Genomic DNA, 17,310 nt, shown 5'->3' with positions numbered 1-17,310 from the left:
GTGTGCTTGAGGTCGGGTGGCGCATCCTCCACTCTCTGACCCATGCGCTCCGCAGCTCTGGTCTCGGTCCTCGTCATCACCGCCGGCCTCGGCTGCTCTCTCAACCCGGCGACGAACAAGCCACAGCTCATCCTGACGTCGCAGGGGCAGGAGCAGGAGCTCGGCCGCAAGGCGGCTGAGGAGGTCGAGCAGACGTTCGGGTACGTCGACGACGCGACCATCGCGAACTACGTCTCCCGCGTCGGACAGACCGTCGCGGCCAAGGCACCGGAGGGCCAGTTTCAGTACCAGTTCCGGGCCGTCGAGATGGTCGAGCCAAACGCGTTCGCCATCCCCGGGGGATTCGTCTACATCTCGGTCGGCCTGCTCGCGCTCACGAACTCGGAGGCGGAGCTCGCCGGAATTCTCGGGCATGAGGTCGGCCACGTCGCCGCGCGGCACGGGACGAGTCAGGCATCGGCCCAGGCGCCCCTTCGCATCATTACGGGGATCGGCGCAGCGGCGACCGGCATCGTCTCGAGCTCGCTGGGTGACTTTGTCTCGGGAGTCGGGAGCGCGACGACCGATGCGCTGTTCGCGCCGTACGGTCGCGACCAAGAGCGGGAGGCCGATGAACTCGGTCAGCGCTTCATGGGAGGGGCGGGCTACAATCCGGCTGCGCTCTCGACGGTTCTCGATTCGCTCCATCAATACGCGGTGCAGAACGAGCAGGACGACGGGCCGAGTTTCTTCTCCTCTCACCCGGCCACGTCGGAGCGCGTCGAGACGACCCGGGTCCGGGCGCAGGAGATCTCGGGGTCGGAACGGGCTTCTGAGAAGGGCCGCGCGGCGCACCTCTCGAAATTGAACGGCCTGCGACTCGGCGAGGATCCCATGCACGGCGTGTTTCTCGGCACGGATTTCCTGCAGCCGGCGATGGGATTCACCCTCCGCTTCCCCAAGGGATGGAAGACGGCGAACGCACGTGACTTCGTCGCGGCTCGATCGGACGGCGCGCTGCTCGTCGTGACCCTCGCGGAGGGAACGGATCCGATGCAGGCGGCGCGTGCCGTCGAGGCGCAGGACAAGGTCGATCTGAAGCTGCGGTCGCAGCCCATCGGTGGGCTTGCGGCCGCGCGCGGAGAGGCGGTGGCGGAGATGGAGGGGCGGGACGCGGTCCTCGACGTCGCGTGGGTGGCCCACGGTGGGGTCTTGTACCGGGTGATCGGTGTCTCTTCCGTCGGTAATGCCTCGGATCGGACCGCCGTCCGTCGCGCTATCGAAACATTCCGTCCGCTCACGAAGAGCGATCGTTCTCGAATCCGCGTCGAGCGCCTCCGGGTGGTGAAGACGCGAGGGGGAGAGACCGTCGCATCGCTCGCGAAGCGCACGGGCAGCCGGTGGTCCGTCCGCGACCTCGAGGTGCTGAACGGGGTGGCGTCCGGGGCGCGTCTGCCGGCGGGTGAGGCGGTGAAGATCGTGCGCGAAGAGCGCTACTGATCCTCGCTCTCGCCCCGAACCTCTGGGCAGGCAACGAGCCGCCCGCCACCGTGATCCTCGAGCGCCGGGACGTCGTTGGCGCAACGATCGACGGCGACCGGGCAGCGCGTGCGGAAGACGCATCCGGAGGGCTTTGCCATGGGGGTGGGGATGTCGCCCTCGAGCCGCACGCGACCCGAGTGGTCGGCGCGCGGATCGGGCTTCGGGACGGCGGAGAGTAGGGCGCGGGAATACGGATGTCGCGGTGTGCGGTACACCTCGTCCGCACCACCGAGTTCGGCGATCTTCCCGAGGTACAGGACCCCGATGCGGTCGGCGATGTGGTGCACGACGCTCAGGTCGTGGGCGATGAAAATGTAGGTGAGCCCGAAGTCGGCCTGGAGTTCCTGCATCAGGTTGATCACCTGTGCCTGAACCGACACGTCGAGCGCGCTCACGGGTTCGTCGGCGATGATGAGTTTCGGACGGGTCGCGAGGGCCCGCGCGATCCCGATGCGCTGCCGCTGCCCGCCGGAGAATTCGTGTGGGTACCGCCCGGCGTAATCGGGCTGCAGGCCGACGCGGTCCAGCAGATCGAGAACGTGCTTCTGTCGATCGGTGCGGCTGAGCGTCGTGTGGATGGCCAGTGGACCTTCGACGATCTGGCGGACCGTCATCCGGGGATTCAACGAGGAATACGGATCCTGGAAGATCATCGCGATCTCGGCCCGGTGGGGCCGCATCGTACGGCGGCGGAGACCGTTCAGATCCACGGGGCCGTCGTCGGTGTTGAACAGGATCTGCCCGCCGAGCGTCGCTTCGGGCGACATGAACCGGATGATGTTCATGATCGCGCGACCCACGGTGGTCTTCCCAGAGCCCGATTCTCCGACGAGCCCGAGAACCTCTCCCTGGTGGAGGTCGAAGCTCACGCCGTCGACGGCGCGGATCTCGGCGACCTTGTGCCGCAAGACTCCGCCAAAGACGGGGAACGACACCTGGAGGTCCCGAACGGAAAGAAGCGGTTCGCCGGTGCGACTCATCCCAGTTCCTCGGCGAAGTGGCATCGCACGTGGTGGCCGGGGCGCACTTCCCGGAGCTCCGGCTCCTCGGCTCTGCAGCGGTCCTGCACGGCGGGGCAACGGGTTGAGTACTTGCAGCCGGTCGGGAGCTCGAGAATCCCGGGGACGTTGCCGGGGATCGCCTGCAGCGGTTCTCCTTTGCGGTCGGGGTCCGGGATGCTTGCGAGAAGACCCTTCGTGTATGGATGCAGCGGCCCGTCGAAGAGGTCGATCGCTGTCGCGATTTCCTGGAGCTTGCCGCCGTACATCACGATCACTCGGTCGCAGGTCTCGGCGACGACGGCGAGGTCGTGGGTGATGAGTACGATGGATCCCCGTTCGCGGCGCGCCTGCACGTTGCGCATCACGTCGAGGATCTGCGCCTGGATGGTCACGTCGAGCGCCGTCGTGGGCTCGTCGGCGATCAATAGCGCCGGTTCGCAGATGAGTGCCATCGCGATCATGACGCGTTGGCGCATGCCGCCCGAGAACTGATGGGGGTAGTCGGCCAGGCGCCGCGTCGAGTCGGGAATTCCGACCCGCGTCAGGACTTCCGCCGCCTGCGCCCATGCTTCGCGCTTGGAGAGCCCGAAGTGTTGGCGAAGTGGCTCGCTCACCTGGTGGCCGATCGTGAAGACCGGGTTCAGCGACGTCATCGGCTCTTGGAAGATCATCCCGATGTGGCGACCCCGGATCGCTCGCATCTCCGGGTACGTGAGCGACAGGAGGTCCTTCCCCTCGAACCGGATCTGGCCCTCGGCGATTCGCCCCGGAGGGTCCGGGATGAGGCGCATGATGGAGAGCGCCGTCACCGACTTCCCGCAGCCGGACTCTCCGACGATTCCAAGAACTTCGCTCGGATAGATGTCGAAGCTCACGCCGTCGACGGCCCACGCACGCTTCCCCTCGACTTCGAAGTAGGTGCGGAGGCCCTGCACCTGCAGGAGCGGTTTCGTGTCTTCGCTGTTCATCGCATCACCGCAGCCGCGAGTAGACCTTGGGATCGAACGCCTCCCGGACCGCTTCGCCGATGAAGACGACCATCAGCAAGGTTCCGAAGAGCGCGCCCAGAGGGAAGAGGACGAGATGCCACTTCTGGATGTTTGCGAGCCCCTGGCCGACGAGCTCTCCCCAGCTGGGTGTCGGCGGGGGCAACCCGAAGCCGAGAAAGTCGAGCGACACGAGCGAGCTGATGCTGCCGACGATCGCGAACGGCGCGAAGCTGATGATCGGGGTGAGGGAGTTCGGGAGGATGTGCCGGAAGAGGATCGAGAAGTTCGACTCTCCCTGGGCGATGGCTGCTGCAACGTAGTCCTTGGCCTTCTCCCGATAGAATTCACCGCGCATGTAGAAGCTGATGCTGATCCAGCCGAACGCCGAGAGCAGTGCGATCAGGAGCCACACGTTCGGGCGGATGATCGAGCTGATGATGATGATCGTATAGAGGAAGGGTAGGGCGGCCCAGATCTCGACGAATCTCTGGCCCAGGATGTCGACGCGGCCGCCGAAGTACCCGAAGCACGCGCCGACGGTCATCCCCACCAGGTACGAGAGTAGGGTGACGCCGAGCGCGAACGAGATCGAGATTCGGAACCCGTAGGTCAGGCGCGCGAACACGTCGCGGCCACGGTCGTCCGTTCCACACCAGTGCTCGAGGCTCGGCGCGTGCGGAGGGTTCCCGGGTAGGTCCCGCAGCAGGCTTTCGATCGGCGAGTACGGGTACGGCGGCATCACGACCCAGTTGCCCGACGCCGCGTCCTCCGAGAACTCCTTCGCCAGTCTTCGGTACTTCGTTTCGCCAATCGCGCGTTGGCCGAAGTCCTTCGCCTGGTACACCTTGCCCTCGAACGCGGCCGCGAAGGCCGGGAAGTAGGTTTCGCCGTCGTAGTGGACCGCGATCGCCTGGTTGTTCACGAGGAGGAACAGAAAGAACGTCGTCACGTAGCAGGTCAGCAGGACCACGAAGCTGTACCAGCCACGCCTGAGTGTGCGGAACTTCTGCCACCGTCGGCGGAAGACCGACACCGACTGCGGTTGCGTGTCGACGTCGGTCGGCATCAGTTGAAGCGGATCCTCGGATCCACGAGCACGTACAACACGTCGGACAGAATGTTCCCGAGCAGGACGAGGAACGTATTGAAGACGAGTACGCCCATCACGACCGCGTAGTCTCGGTCGATGACGGACGTGTAGCCTAGGTAGCCGAGGCCATCGATGTTGAAGACCTTCTCGATGAGGTAGCTCCCCGCCATCACGAGCCCGACGGCATGCCCGAGCCCGGTGCACAGGGGAATCAGTGAGTTCCGGAAGGCATGCACGAAGATCACTCGCTGCTCGGAGAGTCCCTTGGCGAACGCCGTCCGGACGTAGTCCTGTCCGAGGTTCTCCATGAGGGAGTTCTTCATCAGGATCGTGAGCGTGGCGAAGCTGCCGACCATGTAAGCCATCACCGGAAGGACGGTGTGGTACGCCCGATCCTTCACCTTCCCCCAGAGGCTCAGGTCCGCGTAGTCGCTGGACTCGAACCCGCCGAGGGGGAAGACGTCCCAGAAGCTCCCGCCGCCCAGTAGCACCAGGAGAACGGCGCCCAACGCCCATCCGGGGATCGAGTACCCCATGAAGACGACGACGCTACTGGTGACGTCGAAGATCCCGCCGTGCTTGATCGCTTTCCGGATCCCGAGTGGGATGCAGATCAGATAAGCGAGGAAGAAGCCGATCAACCCGAAGTACATGCTGACGCGAAAGCGCCCGGTGATCGTCTCGAGAACCGGTGTGTTGTACTTGTACGACTTCCCGAGGTTGAGGGTCAGAAGATCCTTCAGCCACAAGCCGTAGGCAACGAGGATGGGCTTGTCGAAGTGGTAGTGCGCCTTCAGTTGCTCGAGCACTTCTTGCGGGATCCCGGATCCGGATCCGGTCGAGGTGCCACTGCTGCCGCCCTCTTGGGTCGCGGCCATCTGCGTCTTCAGGATCATCTGCTCGATCGGCCCACCGGGAACCATACGGGTGATCGCGAAGACCAGAAGTGTGATCCCGAGGAACGTCGGGATCATCAGCAGAAAGCGGCGAGCGAAGTAGGCGGCCATCGGGTCAGCCGTCCTGGTGCTTGTGCCACTCCTGCCAGTAGCGGTTCTCGACGGGGAGGAGAGGCAGAGACTTGCTCGTGTCGCGCCGCGCTTCGTCTACGAGCTTTTCCTGCTCAGGGTCGATCCACCACAGGTAATGTTCTTCGCTCCCGTCGGTCAGCGGACCGATCCCCCACGCGGGCATCTTGAACTTGTTCGAGTACAGGAGTCGGAGCGGTGCGAGGTACCAGCCGAGGATGTATGGCTGCTGTTCGTACACGAGCCCGTCGACCTCGCGGATGATCTCGATTCGTCGGGCCACATCGTACTCGGTGTCGTACTCTTCGCAGAGCGCATCGACCCGGTCGTTCTTGAACGCAGTGATGTTGTTGTTGCCGTGCTTGTCGGCGAGGTCACTCGAGAACGAGGTCTCGGGATTCGGGAACACGAGCGCGCCCCAGGCGATGGACGAGAGCTGGTACTCCTTTTGTTGGAGTGCCTTCCAGAGTGCCGCCGGCGTAAGGAGCTGGAGGTCGATGGCGAAGCCTGCCTGCTTGGCATCTTCCTGGAACAGGGTGAGACTCGGCTCGAGCTGCGAGCTCGAGTAGACGAGGTTGAATCGCAGTTCCTGACCGTCCTTCACCCGGTAGCCGGCCGGGTTGATCTCGGTCCACCCGGCCTCTTCGAGGAGCTCGACCGCCGCGAGGGGGTCGTACGGCATGTGGGGGTTGTCCGGGTTCTGGTAGACGCCGCCCTGGTAGTAGCTGTCGAGAGGAGAGTATTCGCCGAAGAACAGCTTCTCGATCATCAGCTCGCGGTTGTAGAGAAACTGGAGCGCGCGCCGCACCCGCAAATCCGAGAGCCCGAGCTTCTGCATGTTGATCGCGATTCCCGAGGTGCCCATGGGCCGGTCGTTCCAGATCTTGCGGGGCTGCAACATCCCGCGTTTCACGGCGTCGATCTTGGGAACCTCTTCGGCCCACCATTGCGCCTTGGACACCGTGTAGATGTCGAGCTCCCCCTTCTTCACCTTCTCGAAGGCGAGGCCCGGGTCCTTCACGATCGCGTACTCGTAGTTTTCGATGTTGTACGTGCCACGGCGCGTGGGGTTGTTCTCGTCCCAGTAGTCGTCGCGTCGCCGGAGGGTGATCGACTTCCCCTGGTCGATGTCGGCCTTGTGGATGATGTACGGGCCGGAGCCGGGTACGTAGTCGAACTGATAACGGTCGAGGTACTCTTCTCCCGTGATGTCGCCGATCGAACTCGCCGGGAAGACCGTCATGCCGGAGAAGTACAAGAAGTTTCGCCAGCTCTCTTCTTTGACCTTCACTTCGACGATGTATTTCGAGAGCACCGTCGGCTCGTGCAGCTTGCCGAAAGTCATGACCGATGACGGCTCGCGGAGCCCCGGGTCGACGCGCAGCTTCCACGACGCCACGACGTCGTTCGCGGTGACTTCTTCTCCGTTGCTGAACCGCGCCATCGGGTTCAATCGGAAGCGGTAGGTCGTCTTGTCTTCGGAGACCCACCAGTGCGTCGCGAGCGCCGGCGTCGGCTGAAGCGTGAAGGGGTTCATGCTCAGCAGGCTCTCGTACAAGAGCGCGCCGGCCATGTAGTTGAAGGAGGTATTCCAGTTCTCGCCGGCCTGCCGCAGGGTGGGGGGCCAGTCGGGAAGGTACAGCCGGGCGGTGCCGCCGCGGACGGCCTCGGGGCTGCCGAGCACCGGTCCTTCGTTGCGGGTCCCCCATCCCACTCCGGTGAAGCCGGGGCCGCCCTGGTTGGCTGGAACGCTCGTGTCGCCGGCGTCGACGTCCCAATCCCAGGTCGCGACGGGGATCTCGTAGGAAATCGGTGCGGCGGGCGGCGGCGGTGGTGCCGGCGGCCCCTTGTCCGCTTTCGGGGCGGCGGCGACGGGCTCGCTCGCAGGAGGTGCGGCCGATTCGGGGTCCTCACCGGCGCTTGGGCAGCCGCTGAGGCAGAGGCCGGTCGCGAGGGCGAAGGCGATGAGAACGGAAGGGCAGGAGCGCGTCATCCGGGCGATTGTTGCCGCCCGGGCTCGTGGTCGCAAGGGCTTCCCGGCACGGCGGATTTGACGGCGGCGCCCGTACGGCGTTTAGCCTTGGAGGAATGCGTCTACGCCTCCTACGGGTGCTCCTCACGGGGATCCTGGTCGCGGTTGTTGCGCCGGCGACGGCCCAGCCGCTGCCGGACTCGGTTGACCGGAACGGCGACGGCGAGATCGTGATCGCGTGTCTGGGCGATTCGAATACGGCTTCGACCTGGCAGGGGGTGAAGCCCGGTGGGTTCGAGCCCGAGCTCGGGTGGTGCGAGCAGCTCCTGGCTCGCCTCGAGGATCCTCGCGTCCGGATCCTGAACATGGGCGTGGGTGGTGCGACGGTCAGCCCGAATATCGTATCGGATGTGCCGGCGGACCGGGTCTTCTTCTCGGGCGTGGGGCAACTCGAATCGGTCCTGAGCACCGACCCGGTGGACGTCGTCATCTTGGCCTTCGGCACCAACGACGTCCTCGCGGATCAGAATGGCGTGCCCGAAGAGATCGTGGACAACTACAACCGTCTCTGGCGAATCGTGCGGTCGCGCGGCCTACTCGGTTTCGTCATCGTGACGCCGACGGTCTTCCCGCACCCCCGCACGGGCGAGATCCGCCGATCGCTCGCCGCCATTGCCGAGACGAATGCGCGCATCGACGACATCTTCGCTCCGCGGTTCGTCCTGGACTTCGAGCTGGAGATGGGGCCGCAGCACTTCATGGACGACCTGCACATGAATGCGGCGGGTCAGGCACTCCGCGCGTCGGAGGCGCACCGGGGTGTGGCCGCGCTGGGGGGCGTGACGGGCCCGCGGGCCGGTGTCCGGGCCGTTCGGTGGTCCGAAGGGCACTGGGGGCTGCCGAATCCCGAGCCGGAGCCCGAGCCGAAGCCCGCCGCGGACGCGGCACGCGGTGATTGACGGCCCGCGCGGGCCGCTGTTAGCAAGCCAAACATGGCTACGAATCCCCTCGCTGGCGACACCGATCTTCTCGACGCTTCGGGCGACGTCCGTCCTGACGAACGTCTCGACGAGGCTCGACTGGAGGAATTCCTTCGCGCGCAGGTCCCCGATCTGAGCGGGAAGATGGAGGTTCGACAGTTCCACGGTGGGCACGCGAACCTGACGTACGATCTCCGGTTCGGACACCGCGAAATGGTCTTGCGCCGGCCGCCCCTCGGTCCGGTGGCGCCGAAGTCGCACGACATGCGGCGGGAGTACAAGGCACTCGCAGCGCTGGCCCCGCTCTTCGAGCACTCGCCGCGTCCCGTCGTGCTGTGCGAGGACGAGAGCGTCATCGGCGCGATCTTCTTCGTGATGGAGAGGTCGCGGGGGATCGTGGTTCGCCAGACGTGGCCGGAAGCGCTCGGCGAGGAGCCGGCCCTGCGACGTCGGATGGCCGAGTCGCTCGTCGACGCGCTGGCAGACCTGCACAGCGTCGATACCGCTCGTCCCGAGATCGCGGCGTTGGGTCGCCCCGAAGGTTTCGTCGAGCGACAGGTGAAGGGCTGGCACGGACGTTGGGACCGTGCGCGGACCCGCGACATCCCGCTCATGGACGAGCTTGCAACGTGGCTCGCCGGGCGGATCCCCGCGCCGGAGCGCGTGAGCGTTCTGCACAACGACTACAAGCTCGACAACGCGATGTTCTCGCTCGAGGATCCGGGCCGCCTCGTCGCGATCTTCGATTGGGACATGACGAGTCTGGGCGATCCGCTGGTCGATCTCGGGACTCTCCTCGGTTACTGGTCCGAAGCCGCGGACGAGACGCCGCGCGGAACGGGCGGCAGCGTGACGATGCTTCCGGGATTCCCATCGAGAGCGGAAGTCGCCGAACGGTATGCGGCGCGGACCGGCACGAACCTTCAGCATCTCCCTTGGTTCGAGACGTTCGCCTTGTTCAAGACGGCCGTCGTCCTCGAACAGATCTACGTCCGGTTCGTGAAGGGTCAGACGCAGGACGAGCGCTTCAAGGCGCTCGGCGAGTTCGTACCGCAGTTGGCGAAAGCCGCTCAGGCCTGCGCAGGCGGGCTCTAGGGCACCGGCGTCGACATCGGGTTGGCGGATTGCCGCCCAGGGGCGGCAGGGCAGGAACGCAGTGCGGACGGCAATGGTTTAGCGCCCCGAGGGGCCGGGCTCAGGCGCCGGCGCCGCGGGCGGCAGTGGCCGTCTTTTTCGCCAGGTCGCGACGCTTCTCGTAGGCTTCCCGGACGATCGCGATGTCCTCGAGGTAGGGTTTCAACTCGTCCAGCGTGAGGGCCTGAGGGCCGTCACACAGTGCCTTTGTCGGCGCCGGATGGAAGTCGACCAGAACGAGGTTGGCGCCCGCCACGACGCCCTGTGCGGTCGCGTGGTGGATGTCCGTCAGTCCGTCTTGCCCGGCGGCACGTGACCCGACGGAGTGAGACGGGTCGACGCAGACGGGCATTCGCGTGAGGCGCTTCACGGTCGGTACGTGCGCGAAGTCGACGAAGTTGCGGTGCGGGTCGCCGAGATTGGTCTTCATGCCGCGCAGGCAGAGGATGATGCGGCTGTTACCCTCGCTCGCGACGTACTCGCAGGCGTTGAGCGATTCCTCGAGCGTGATTCCCATTCCGCGCTTGAACAGAACGGGAAAGCGTTGCTGGCGACCGACGAACTTCAGCAACTCGAAGTTCTGGGCGTTGCGCGTACCGATCTGGACCATCACGCCGGTTGGGCTGCCGGCCTCGTCGAGCGCCGCGTTGATCTCGTCGATGTTCGACTCGTGCGTGATCTCCATCGCGATCACTTTGATGTCGTGCTTGCCGGCGCTCTCGAAGACGTAGGGGAGGCAGTTCTTACCGAGTCCCTGGAAGTCGTACGGGCTGGTGCGCGGTTTGTAGGCGCCCATGCGGGACGTCTGGATGCCGAGTTCCTGCAGTGCGGCGAACATCTGGTCCACGTGCTCGCGCGTGTCGACGGCGCAGAGGCCCGGCGCCACGTGCAGCGTCTCCTGGTCGAACGTGATGCCCTGGTACTGGAATCCCTCGGACTCGATCTGACCCTTGTGACGACCGATGATGCGGTACTTCTCCGAGATGCGGACGACGCGCTCGACGGCCGAGAGATCCTGGAACGGCTCGAGAGGAACTTCCTGCGTGGAGCCGATCAGATAGATCTCCATCAGCGAGCGGATCGAACCCTCGACGACATGGACTCGGGCGGTCACGCCGGGGTAGCGCGCGGCGAGGTCCAACACCTCTTGAATCGCGGGAGAATCGCGGCGCACGTCGGGCTTGAGGATGATGATCACGCTGCATTTTTTAGCAATCTACGCTTTGCGTCGCACGCCGGGCAGTGGTGGCAGCGGGCCTTGCCCGTGCCCGCTAGAATTCCGCGTAGATGAAGCGGATTACCTTCAGCGGGGCGTAGACCGCGCACAGCGCAACGAGCACCGCGTAGACCACGACCAGTCCGTTCTCCGCCAGGCCGGCTCGAATGCGCTTTCGCACGGAACCCATCATCCTTCCATGAGGAGGAGCATTCGCCCGACGATCTGGATCGCCGGCGCGAGGTCAGCGGCGAAGAAGACCCAACCGATCGTAACCAGGTGAAAGGTGAACAGCCCGCTCGTGAAGCGGGCGACGGGGTGGTCGAAGCCGTCGGGACGGCCGGGAAGGAGGCGAGCGCGCACCTTCTGATAGATGTGGAACAGGTTCAGCAAGAGCCCATGGTACGCGCCCCACACAGCGAAGTGGAAGGCCGAGCCGTGCCACAGCCCGCAGAGTGCCATTGCGATGAAGCGGTTCGCGTACGCGCGTGTCTGGCCCCGACGGTTCCCGCCGAGCGGGAAGTAGACGTACTGCGTGATCCAGCCTGTGAGGGTCATGTGCCAGTGCCGCCAGAACTGAACGATGTTGGTTCGGAAGTAGGGGTAGTCGAAATTCTCCGGAACTCGGATGCGGAGCATCCGTGCGCTGCCGATGGCCATGTCAGAGTACGCCGAGAAGTCGAAGTAGATCTGGACGGCGTAGCCGTAGGCGGCGAGCCAGAGATCGCCCCAATCGTGTCCGGCCGGGTGCGAGAACACGGGTGCGGTAAGGGGCGCGATCTGGTCCGCGACGAGCGTCTTCTTCGCGAGGCCGACGACGATCCGCGAGAGACCCTCGTGTAGGTCGCTCGCCTGCGGTCGCGCCGGGTCTTGCGTCTGTGGCGCGAAGTCCTCGGCGCGTTTTAGCGGCCCCGATACGACGGTGGGGAAGAACAGGACGAACAGCGCTTCATCGCGAGCGGCGAGCGGCGCCACGTTCCCCCGGTGGACCTCGACGAGGTAATGAATGAGCAGGAAGACGAAGAACGAGATGCCGAGTGGCGCGATCGTCTGTGGTGGCAGCCACGCCAGTGGCGTCCCGAGGAGCGCACTCACGTAGTTCGCGCTCTCGACCGCGAGGCCTTGGTACTTGTAGTAGGCGAGAAGCCCGACGGAGAGCGTGACACCGGCGGCGAGCCAACGTCCACCACTCGGGCGTCCGGGGGCCGCTTGTCTCGCGATGAAGTGCACCGCGCCGACAAGGGGCAGAAGGACCAGCAGGTCGCCCGGTGCGCCCCACGCGTAGAAGCCGAAGCTGAGCGCGAGGAGGAGCGGGCCGACCAGTGCGCGCGGAACGATGAAGCGCAGTACGACCGCGGTCAGGAGGAACGCGGCATAGCTCCAGCTGTTGAACGTCACCGCACGGACCCGGTTATCGCTTCCGAAGACGCCGCGGCTCGCGCCTCTTGGTCGACGAGGCGAGTCAGGGTCCGGTTGATCTTTAGGCTCCCGCGGAGGTTCGTATGCTGAAGGTCCACGAAGTCCTCTGCCGGGAGTAGGGCCCGTAGGTCGACGAATTGGGCTCCGAAGCGCGCGGCCTCACGCTCGAGGAGGGCCGCGAGCCGATCCGAGAGTTCCGGGTTGAAGTACGCGGCTGCCTCCGGATCGCGAAATACAGGGTTCTCCGGGAAGTACGCGAGGATCATCCGCGCGCCTGTTTCCTTTGTTCGGCGGAGCATCCACTCGAGGGCCGCGAGTTGAGGGCTGGATTCGAGGTCGAACGGTTTTGCCCGACGCTTCTTGTAGACGGTGGCGAGTCGGCCGCGCGTGGCGAGATAGGCCTCGTAGTCTGCGAACGACCGGGACTGGTTCCAGCGCTGCCAGGCCGGCCAGGATGCAGACGCCAGGAACTGGGGTGGAAAGGCTGCACCGGCGGCTCCGAGCGCGCGCGGATGTTCTGCGGCCCAGGCGGCTGCCGGAAACGAGCCGGTCAGCGTCGCCCACTCCTGCGCGAGAATCGCGCGTACGAACTCCCGGTGGTGGTAGAGCCGCCAGTGTGAGCGGACGAAACGGGAGAGCCGCTCGTCGATCGATGCGGGTTTCATCGTCGGGACATCGAACGTCGAGTCGATCAAGCTGTGCCGGACGAGGGACTTCTTCGTGCGAGGCATGAAGTCGCGATAGGCCAAGCCGTAGATCACGAGCCACGGCTCCGCCTCGCGTGCCACGTTCAGCATCAGGGCGGCGTCGTCGGTATGGCTCGAGTCGACGCCGAGGTTCAGGAACTTCGTCCCCGCCTTCGACCGTCTGAGGGCCCGGTTGATCGTCCCCTCGGCCGCCGTCATCCGAACGACGGAGTTCCCGATCGCCACGGCCAGGGGCCGCGCAGGATTATGAGTGGCCAGTCGACCGGTAACGCCGTGGAGGTACTCCGTCTGCCCGAGGCCGGCGCCGGCCAGGTGCTCGCGTTTGAACTCCCAGAACCACCCGACGCGAAACAGCAGGATGTCGATCAGGAGTAGGACCAGGACGATCTTGCCCCAGAACCACAGGGTTTGCACGAAGGTCATCAAGGTACAGGAGGGGACCATATCCGGCGGCCGGTACGCAATCGGTTCGGAGGTTAGCGAACGGCCCGCGAGTCGAGGTCCCCGAGCCGAACGTAGTCTCCGGCGGCGATCTCATGCTCGGCGCAGAAGCCGCCATCGACCTCGAGGACGATCCGTGACGGCCCCGCGCTGGGCAGGCCTTTCTCCGAGAACGGCGTCGTGCGCTCGTGGATGTTCAGAATCCGGCCGTCGTCCGCGAGGTAGAGGATGTCGAGCGGAATCTTCGTATTGCGCATCCAGAACGACAGCGGCTGCGCGGCCGGGAAGAGAAAGAGCATCCCGGAGTTCGGGCCGAGCTCATCGCGATACATGAGGCCCAGCTGGCGGGCCTGGGGAGTCGCGACGACTTCGACTGTGACGGTGACCGGATCGCCACTCTTGGGTTCGAGGACGACGTGATCGCCGGCCGTGGGTCGGCAGCTCGCAAGGAGCGCGATCGCGATCGCGAGAACCGCGAGCACGCGCCCGTACCCGAAGAGGGCAGGGCGCGCGCTTCGCGGTGCTCGGGCGGAGCTATTCAAGAGAGTCGGCGACGATCTCGACGACGTCTTTGACCTGAACCGATTCTTCGATGCCCTTTGCCTTGGTCGCATCGGTGATCATCGTCGTGCAGAACGGGCACGCGACGGCGACGGTATCCGGCTTCGCTTCCATCAGCTGATCGAGGCGCGTCTCGTTGATGCGCGCAGTGCCGTGTTCTTCTTCCTTCCAGAACTGCCCACCGCCGGCGCCGCAGCAGAAGGTCTTGCGGCCAGAGTTCTCGACGTCCTCGCGAACCATCCCGGGGATCTGATCGAGAATCTTGCGCGGCGCTTCGTGAATGTTGTTGTGGCGCCCGAGGTAGCACGGGTCGTGCATCGTGAGGCGCTTCTGCATGAAGTCCTTCTCGAGCTTGATCTTGCCCTGCTCGAGGAGGCTCTCGATGAACTCGGTCGTGTGCATCACTTTGAAGTTGCCGCCGATGTCCGGGTACTCGTTCTTGATCGTGTTGAAGCAGTGCGGGCACTGCGTGACGATCGTGTCGAACTTGTATCGGTTCAGCGTCTCGACGTTGATCGAGGCGAGAGAGAAGTACAGGTACTCGTTGCCGAGGCGACGAGCGGGCTCGCCGGTGCAGTTCTCTTCCATCCCGAGAATGCCGAACTTCATGTTCGCCTGGCGGAAGATCTTGACCAGGGCCTTCGATGTCTTCTGGTTGCGCTCGTCGAACGAACCGGCGCAGCCGACCCAGTACAGAACGTCGACTTTCTCGTCCTCGCCGATCTCGGCCATCTGCGGGACGTTCATCTCGGTCGCCCATGCGGCCCGCTGGTCGGCGGCGATGCCCCACGGGTTCGACTGGTTCTCGGTGCCCTTGAAGGACTTCGCGAGATCCTGCGGGAACTCTGCGCGCATGAGGACGCCGTTGCGCCGCATGTCGACGATGCGCTGGATGTGCTCGATCGCGACCGGGCAGCCTTCCTCGCACCAGCCGCACGTCGTGCAGCCCCAGACGACGTCTTCGGTGGCGACGTCGTTGATCATGTCGGCCTGGGCGAGCCATGCATCGTCCTGGCCGTCTTCGCCGCCCATGAGAGGCTTGCCGCTGCCGATTTCGCGAAGGGCGATGTCGCCGCCTTCGCCTCCGGTGTCGGCGTCATCGGCACCGCCCGCGTCCCTGGCCGTGAACTTGGCCATCTGTGCGGACAGGAACGAGATGCCGTGCCGCGCGACGAGCTGCTCGCGCTGTCGCATCACGAGGTGCTTGGGATTCAGCGCCTTGTTCGTGTTTACGGTGGGGCAGTTGAGGGTGCAACGGCCGCACTCGAGGCAGGCCGCCATGTCGAGCAACTGTTTCCAACTGTACTCTTCGACCTTTTCGACGCCGAAGGTCTCGGCGTTCTCGAAGTCGGTGACGGGGGTCGCGCGATAGCCGGGGCCGAGGCGTTTGAAGAAGATGTTCACCGGCGCGATGAACATGTGCCGCAGCTTCGTCGACGTGAGGGAGTAAAGGAACGAGAGCACGATGATCATGTGCACGATCCACACCCAGTGGTGGAACGCCTCGCCGGTCCCCATCGCGCGGAACACTTCGGCCAAAGGGCCACCAACGAAGGCGAGGCCGACGGCGCTGTTCGGCTCGGCGACGATGCGCGAAGACTCGAGCATGAAGCCCGTGATCCCGATCAGGAACAACATCGTCAGGGGGAAGCCGTACCCCGACTCGTTCTCGAAGTTGTCGACCATCTGCTTCGGTTGCTCGAGCGCGCGGGTGGGCGCGGCGTAGCGGCGGTACAGGAAGTACCCCGAGCTGCCGATCAGGCCGACGCCGGCCAGATCCATCATGAACTTGTAGACGCCGTAGAAAGCGCCGAAGTAGAAGTCGAGCGTCGTGTCCGCTTCGACCGTGATGAGCGACGTGCCGAGGAAGCTGATCAAGAACGAGACGAACAGAACCTGATGGGCGATGCCGGAGGGCTCTCGAACGACGCGACCCTGACCGACGCCCTCGAAGAGCATCCGTTGAAATCGGATCCCGAGTTGGTCGAACCGGTTCTCGGGTTGGCCCTTCTGCACGATCGCGTACCACCGGTACAGCGGGTAGATGATCGTGGCGCCCCAGAGGCCGAACAGTACGAAGGGCAGGCCGAGCACGATGAAGTCGAAGAGCTCGACAAAGTGCTCCTTGAAGATCTCTGGTGCGTTCCAGAAGATCTCGCGCGTCTCACCCCGGTTCAGGTCCTGCAGGTCCTCCATGGTGCCTCCCCCTCAGAAAAGCAGGCAGGCTGCCGAGGGATCCGGCAGCCTGCGCTGGAGCCGCGCGTTATAGCGGAAAAATCAGCCGGCTTTTAGCTTTTTCACTTCTTCCGTCATCTCCGGCACGGCCTTGAACAGATCTGCCACGAGGCCGTAGTCGGTAATGGAGAAGATAGGGGCGTCGGGATCCTTGTTGATCGCGACGATCACCTTGGAGTCCTTCATGCCAGCGAGGTGCTGGATCGCGCCGGAAATGCCGACGGCGACGTAAAGCTGGGGGGCGACCACCTTGCCGGTCTGGCCGACCTGGAGATCGTTGGGCACGAAGCCCGCGTCCACCGCGGCGCGCGAGGCGCCCATGGCGGCGCCCATGGCGTCGACCAGCGGCTCGAGAACCTCGGTGAAGTTCTCGCCCGACTTGAGCCCGCGGCCGCCGGAGACGACGATCGTGGCCTCCGTGAGCTGCGGACGGTCGCTCTTCGTCTCGGCGAACTCGACGAAGCGCATCTTGCTGGCCACGTCGGCTGCGAGTTCGGCCTTTTCGACCGGGGCGTCGCTGCCGCCCGCCTCGACCGCCTCGAAGGCGGTACCGCGAACGGTGACGACCTTGGTGGGCGTCTCGATCGTCACCGTCGCCATGGCGTTGCCGGCGTAGGTGGGACGAACGAGTGAACCGTCGTCGTTCACGTCAGTGATCTCGCTGGCCATTCCGGCCTCGAGGAGGTGGGCAACGCGGGGGAAGAGGTCCTTCCCGATCGCGGTGGCACCCGCTACGACGTTTTCGGATCCCTCGGCCTTGGCGACCTGGGCGACCGCTTTCGCGTGGATGTCGGCCAGGTAGTTCTCGAGCCGGGCATCGTCGACGACGATGACCTTTGAGACGCCGAGCTTTGCAGCCTGAGCGGCGACCTCGTCGACTCCCTGTCCGAGGACGAGGGCGACTGTGTCTCCGCCTGACTTGTTGGCGGCGGCCAATGCGACCGCCGAGGCCTTTTGGACCTTGCCGTGGGCGTGTTCGATGTAAACCAGATTCTTGCTCATGGAACTCGTTCTCCCGC

Annotated in this window: 15 protein-coding genes; 3 read left to right on the top strand and 12 right to left on the bottom strand. The window is 65.0% G+C overall.

Translation table 11 applies throughout. The features are described 5' to 3' along the window. Window positions 1–42 precede the first annotated feature (42 nt). The gene (locus P8R42_12150; protein MDG2305374.1) at window positions 43–1,479 is read left to right on the top strand and encodes a M48 family metalloprotease; all 1,437 of its coding nucleotides are present in this window, start codon (window positions 43–45) and stop codon (window positions 1,477–1,479) included. Here the strand turns inward: P8R42_12150 and P8R42_12145 are convergent. The 5 genes from P8R42_12145 to P8R42_12125 are packed head-to-tail and all read right to left on the bottom strand — an operon-like array spanning window position 1,473 to window position 7,619. Next, window positions 1,473–2,501: an ATP-binding cassette domain-containing protein gene (locus tag P8R42_12145; GenBank protein MDG2305373.1), complete on the bottom strand. Its 1,029-nt coding sequence runs from the start codon at window positions 2,499–2,501 to the stop codon at window positions 1,473–1,475. The genes P8R42_12150 and P8R42_12145 overlap by 7 nt on opposite strands. Next, window positions 2,498–3,490 carry an ABC transporter ATP-binding protein gene (locus tag P8R42_12140; GenBank protein ID MDG2305372.1) on the bottom strand — a complete coding sequence of 331 codons (993 nt, stop codon included), beginning with the start codon at window positions 3,488–3,490 and terminating at the stop codon, window positions 2,498–2,500. The genes P8R42_12145 and P8R42_12140 overlap by 4 nt, the downstream gene beginning before the upstream one ends. Window positions 3,491–3,494: 4 nt before the next feature. Next, window positions 3,495–4,577, bottom strand: a complete 1,083-nt coding sequence (locus P8R42_12135) for an ABC transporter permease subunit (GenBank protein ID MDG2305371.1) — start codon at window positions 4,575–4,577, stop codon at window positions 3,495–3,497. After that, complete coding sequence (locus P8R42_12130; GenBank protein MDG2305370.1) at window positions 4,577–5,608, bottom strand: ABC transporter permease subunit; 1,032 nt, start codon at window positions 5,606–5,608, stop codon at window positions 4,577–4,579. Before P8R42_12130 ends, P8R42_12135 begins: the two co-directional genes overlap by 1 nt. Window positions 5,609–5,612: 4 nt before the next feature. Further along, complete coding sequence (locus P8R42_12125; GenBank protein MDG2305369.1) at window positions 5,613–7,619, bottom strand: ABC transporter substrate-binding protein; 2,007 nt, start codon at window positions 7,617–7,619, stop codon at window positions 5,613–5,615. Between the two features lie 95 nt (window positions 7,620–7,714). On the opposite strand from P8R42_12125, the gene P8R42_12120 reads away from it, so the two are divergent. Further along, window positions 7,715–8,557, top strand: coding sequence for an SGNH/GDSL hydrolase family protein (locus P8R42_12120; protein ID MDG2305368.1), 843 nt, complete (start codon window positions 7,715–7,717; stop codon window positions 8,555–8,557). A 33-nt stretch (window positions 8,558–8,590) separates the two neighbouring features. Beyond that, complete coding sequence (locus tag P8R42_12115; protein MDG2305367.1) at window positions 8,591–9,673, top strand: phosphotransferase family protein; 1,083 nt, start codon at window positions 8,591–8,593, stop codon at window positions 9,671–9,673. A 100-nt stretch (window positions 9,674–9,773) separates the two neighbouring features. Here P8R42_12115 and P8R42_12110 read toward each other — a convergent pair whose 3' ends face one another. The 7 genes from P8R42_12110 to P8R42_12080 form a co-directional block, all read right to left on the bottom strand. Beyond that, window positions 9,774–10,910 carry a 3-deoxy-7-phosphoheptulonate synthase gene (locus P8R42_12110; GenBank protein ID MDG2305366.1) on the bottom strand — a complete coding sequence of 379 codons (1,137 nt, stop codon included), beginning with the start codon at window positions 10,908–10,910 and terminating at the stop codon, window positions 9,774–9,776. A gap of 73 nt (window positions 10,911–10,983) precedes the next feature. After that, window positions 10,984–11,109, bottom strand: a complete 126-nt coding sequence (locus tag P8R42_12105) for a hypothetical protein (protein MDG2305365.1) — start codon at window positions 11,107–11,109, stop codon at window positions 10,984–10,986. 8 nt (window positions 11,110–11,117) lie between these two features. Next, window positions 11,118–12,326 carry an MBOAT family O-acyltransferase gene (locus tag P8R42_12100; GenBank protein MDG2305364.1) on the bottom strand — a complete coding sequence of 403 codons (1,209 nt, stop codon included), beginning with the start codon at window positions 12,324–12,326 and terminating at the stop codon, window positions 11,118–11,120. After that, a complete protein-coding gene (locus P8R42_12095; protein MDG2305363.1) occupies window positions 12,323–13,477 on the bottom strand; it encodes an SGNH/GDSL hydrolase family protein in 1,155 nt (384 codons plus the stop codon). The genes P8R42_12100 and P8R42_12095 overlap by 4 nt, the downstream gene beginning before the upstream one ends. Before the next feature lie 53 nt (window positions 13,478–13,530). Further along, the gene (locus P8R42_12090) at window positions 13,531–13,977 is read right to left on the bottom strand and encodes a DUF192 domain-containing protein (protein ID MDG2305362.1); all 447 of its coding nucleotides are present in this window, start codon (window positions 13,975–13,977) and stop codon (window positions 13,531–13,533) included. A gap of 52 nt (window positions 13,978–14,029) precedes the next feature. Continuing rightward, a complete protein-coding gene (locus P8R42_12085) occupies window positions 14,030–16,252 on the bottom strand; it encodes a (Fe-S)-binding protein (GenBank protein ID MDG2305361.1) in 2,223 nt (740 codons plus the stop codon). A gap of 81 nt (window positions 16,253–16,333) precedes the next feature. Beyond that, the gene (locus tag P8R42_12080) at window positions 16,334–17,293 is read right to left on the bottom strand and encodes an FAD-binding protein (GenBank protein ID MDG2305360.1); all 960 of its coding nucleotides are present in this window, start codon (window positions 17,291–17,293) and stop codon (window positions 16,334–16,336) included. Between the last annotated feature and the right edge of the window lie 17 nt (window positions 17,294–17,310).

This window comes from Candidatus Binatia bacterium (assembly GCA_029243485.1).
In the GTDB taxonomy this organism is placed as follows: Bacteria; Desulfobacterota; Binatia; order UBA12015; family UBA12015; genus VGTG01.
The sequence above is the reverse complement of the archived record's forward strand: the minus strand, read 5'-3'. Positions and strand labels throughout refer to the sequence as shown.

Coding starts and splice junctions, on each gene's coding strand:
- P8R42_12150 (MDG2305374.1), top strand. CDS start 43: ATGCGCTCCGCAGCTCTGGTCTCGGTCCTCGTCATCACCGCCGGCCTC.
- P8R42_12145 (MDG2305373.1), bottom strand. CDS start 2,501: ATGAGTCGCACCGGCGAACCGCTTCTTTCCGTTCGGGACCTCCAGGTG.
- P8R42_12140 (MDG2305372.1), bottom strand. CDS start 3,490: ATGAACAGCGAAGACACGAAACCGCTCCTGCAGGTGCAGGGCCTCCGC.
- P8R42_12135 (MDG2305371.1), bottom strand. CDS start 4,577: ATGCCGACCGACGTCGACACGCAACCGCAGTCGGTGTCGGTCTTCCGC.
- P8R42_12130 (MDG2305370.1), bottom strand. CDS start 5,608: ATGGCCGCCTACTTCGCTCGCCGCTTTCTGCTGATGATCCCGACGTTC.
- P8R42_12125 (MDG2305369.1), bottom strand. CDS start 7,619: ATGACGCGCTCCTGCCCTTCCGTTCTCATCGCCTTCGCCCTCGCGACC.
- P8R42_12120 (MDG2305368.1), top strand. CDS start 7,715: ATGCGTCTACGCCTCCTACGGGTGCTCCTCACGGGGATCCTGGTCGCG.
- P8R42_12115 (MDG2305367.1), top strand. CDS start 8,591: ATGGCTACGAATCCCCTCGCTGGCGACACCGATCTTCTCGACGCTTCG.
- P8R42_12095 (MDG2305363.1), bottom strand. CDS start 13,477: ATGACCTTCGTGCAAACCCTGTGGTTCTGGGGCAAGATCGTCCTGGTC.
- P8R42_12085 (MDG2305361.1), bottom strand. CDS start 16,252: ATGGAGGACCTGCAGGACCTGAACCGGGGTGAGACGCGCGAGATCTTC.
- P8R42_12080 (MDG2305360.1), bottom strand. CDS start 17,293: ATGAGCAAGAATCTGGTTTACATCGAACACGCCCACGGCAAGGTCCAA.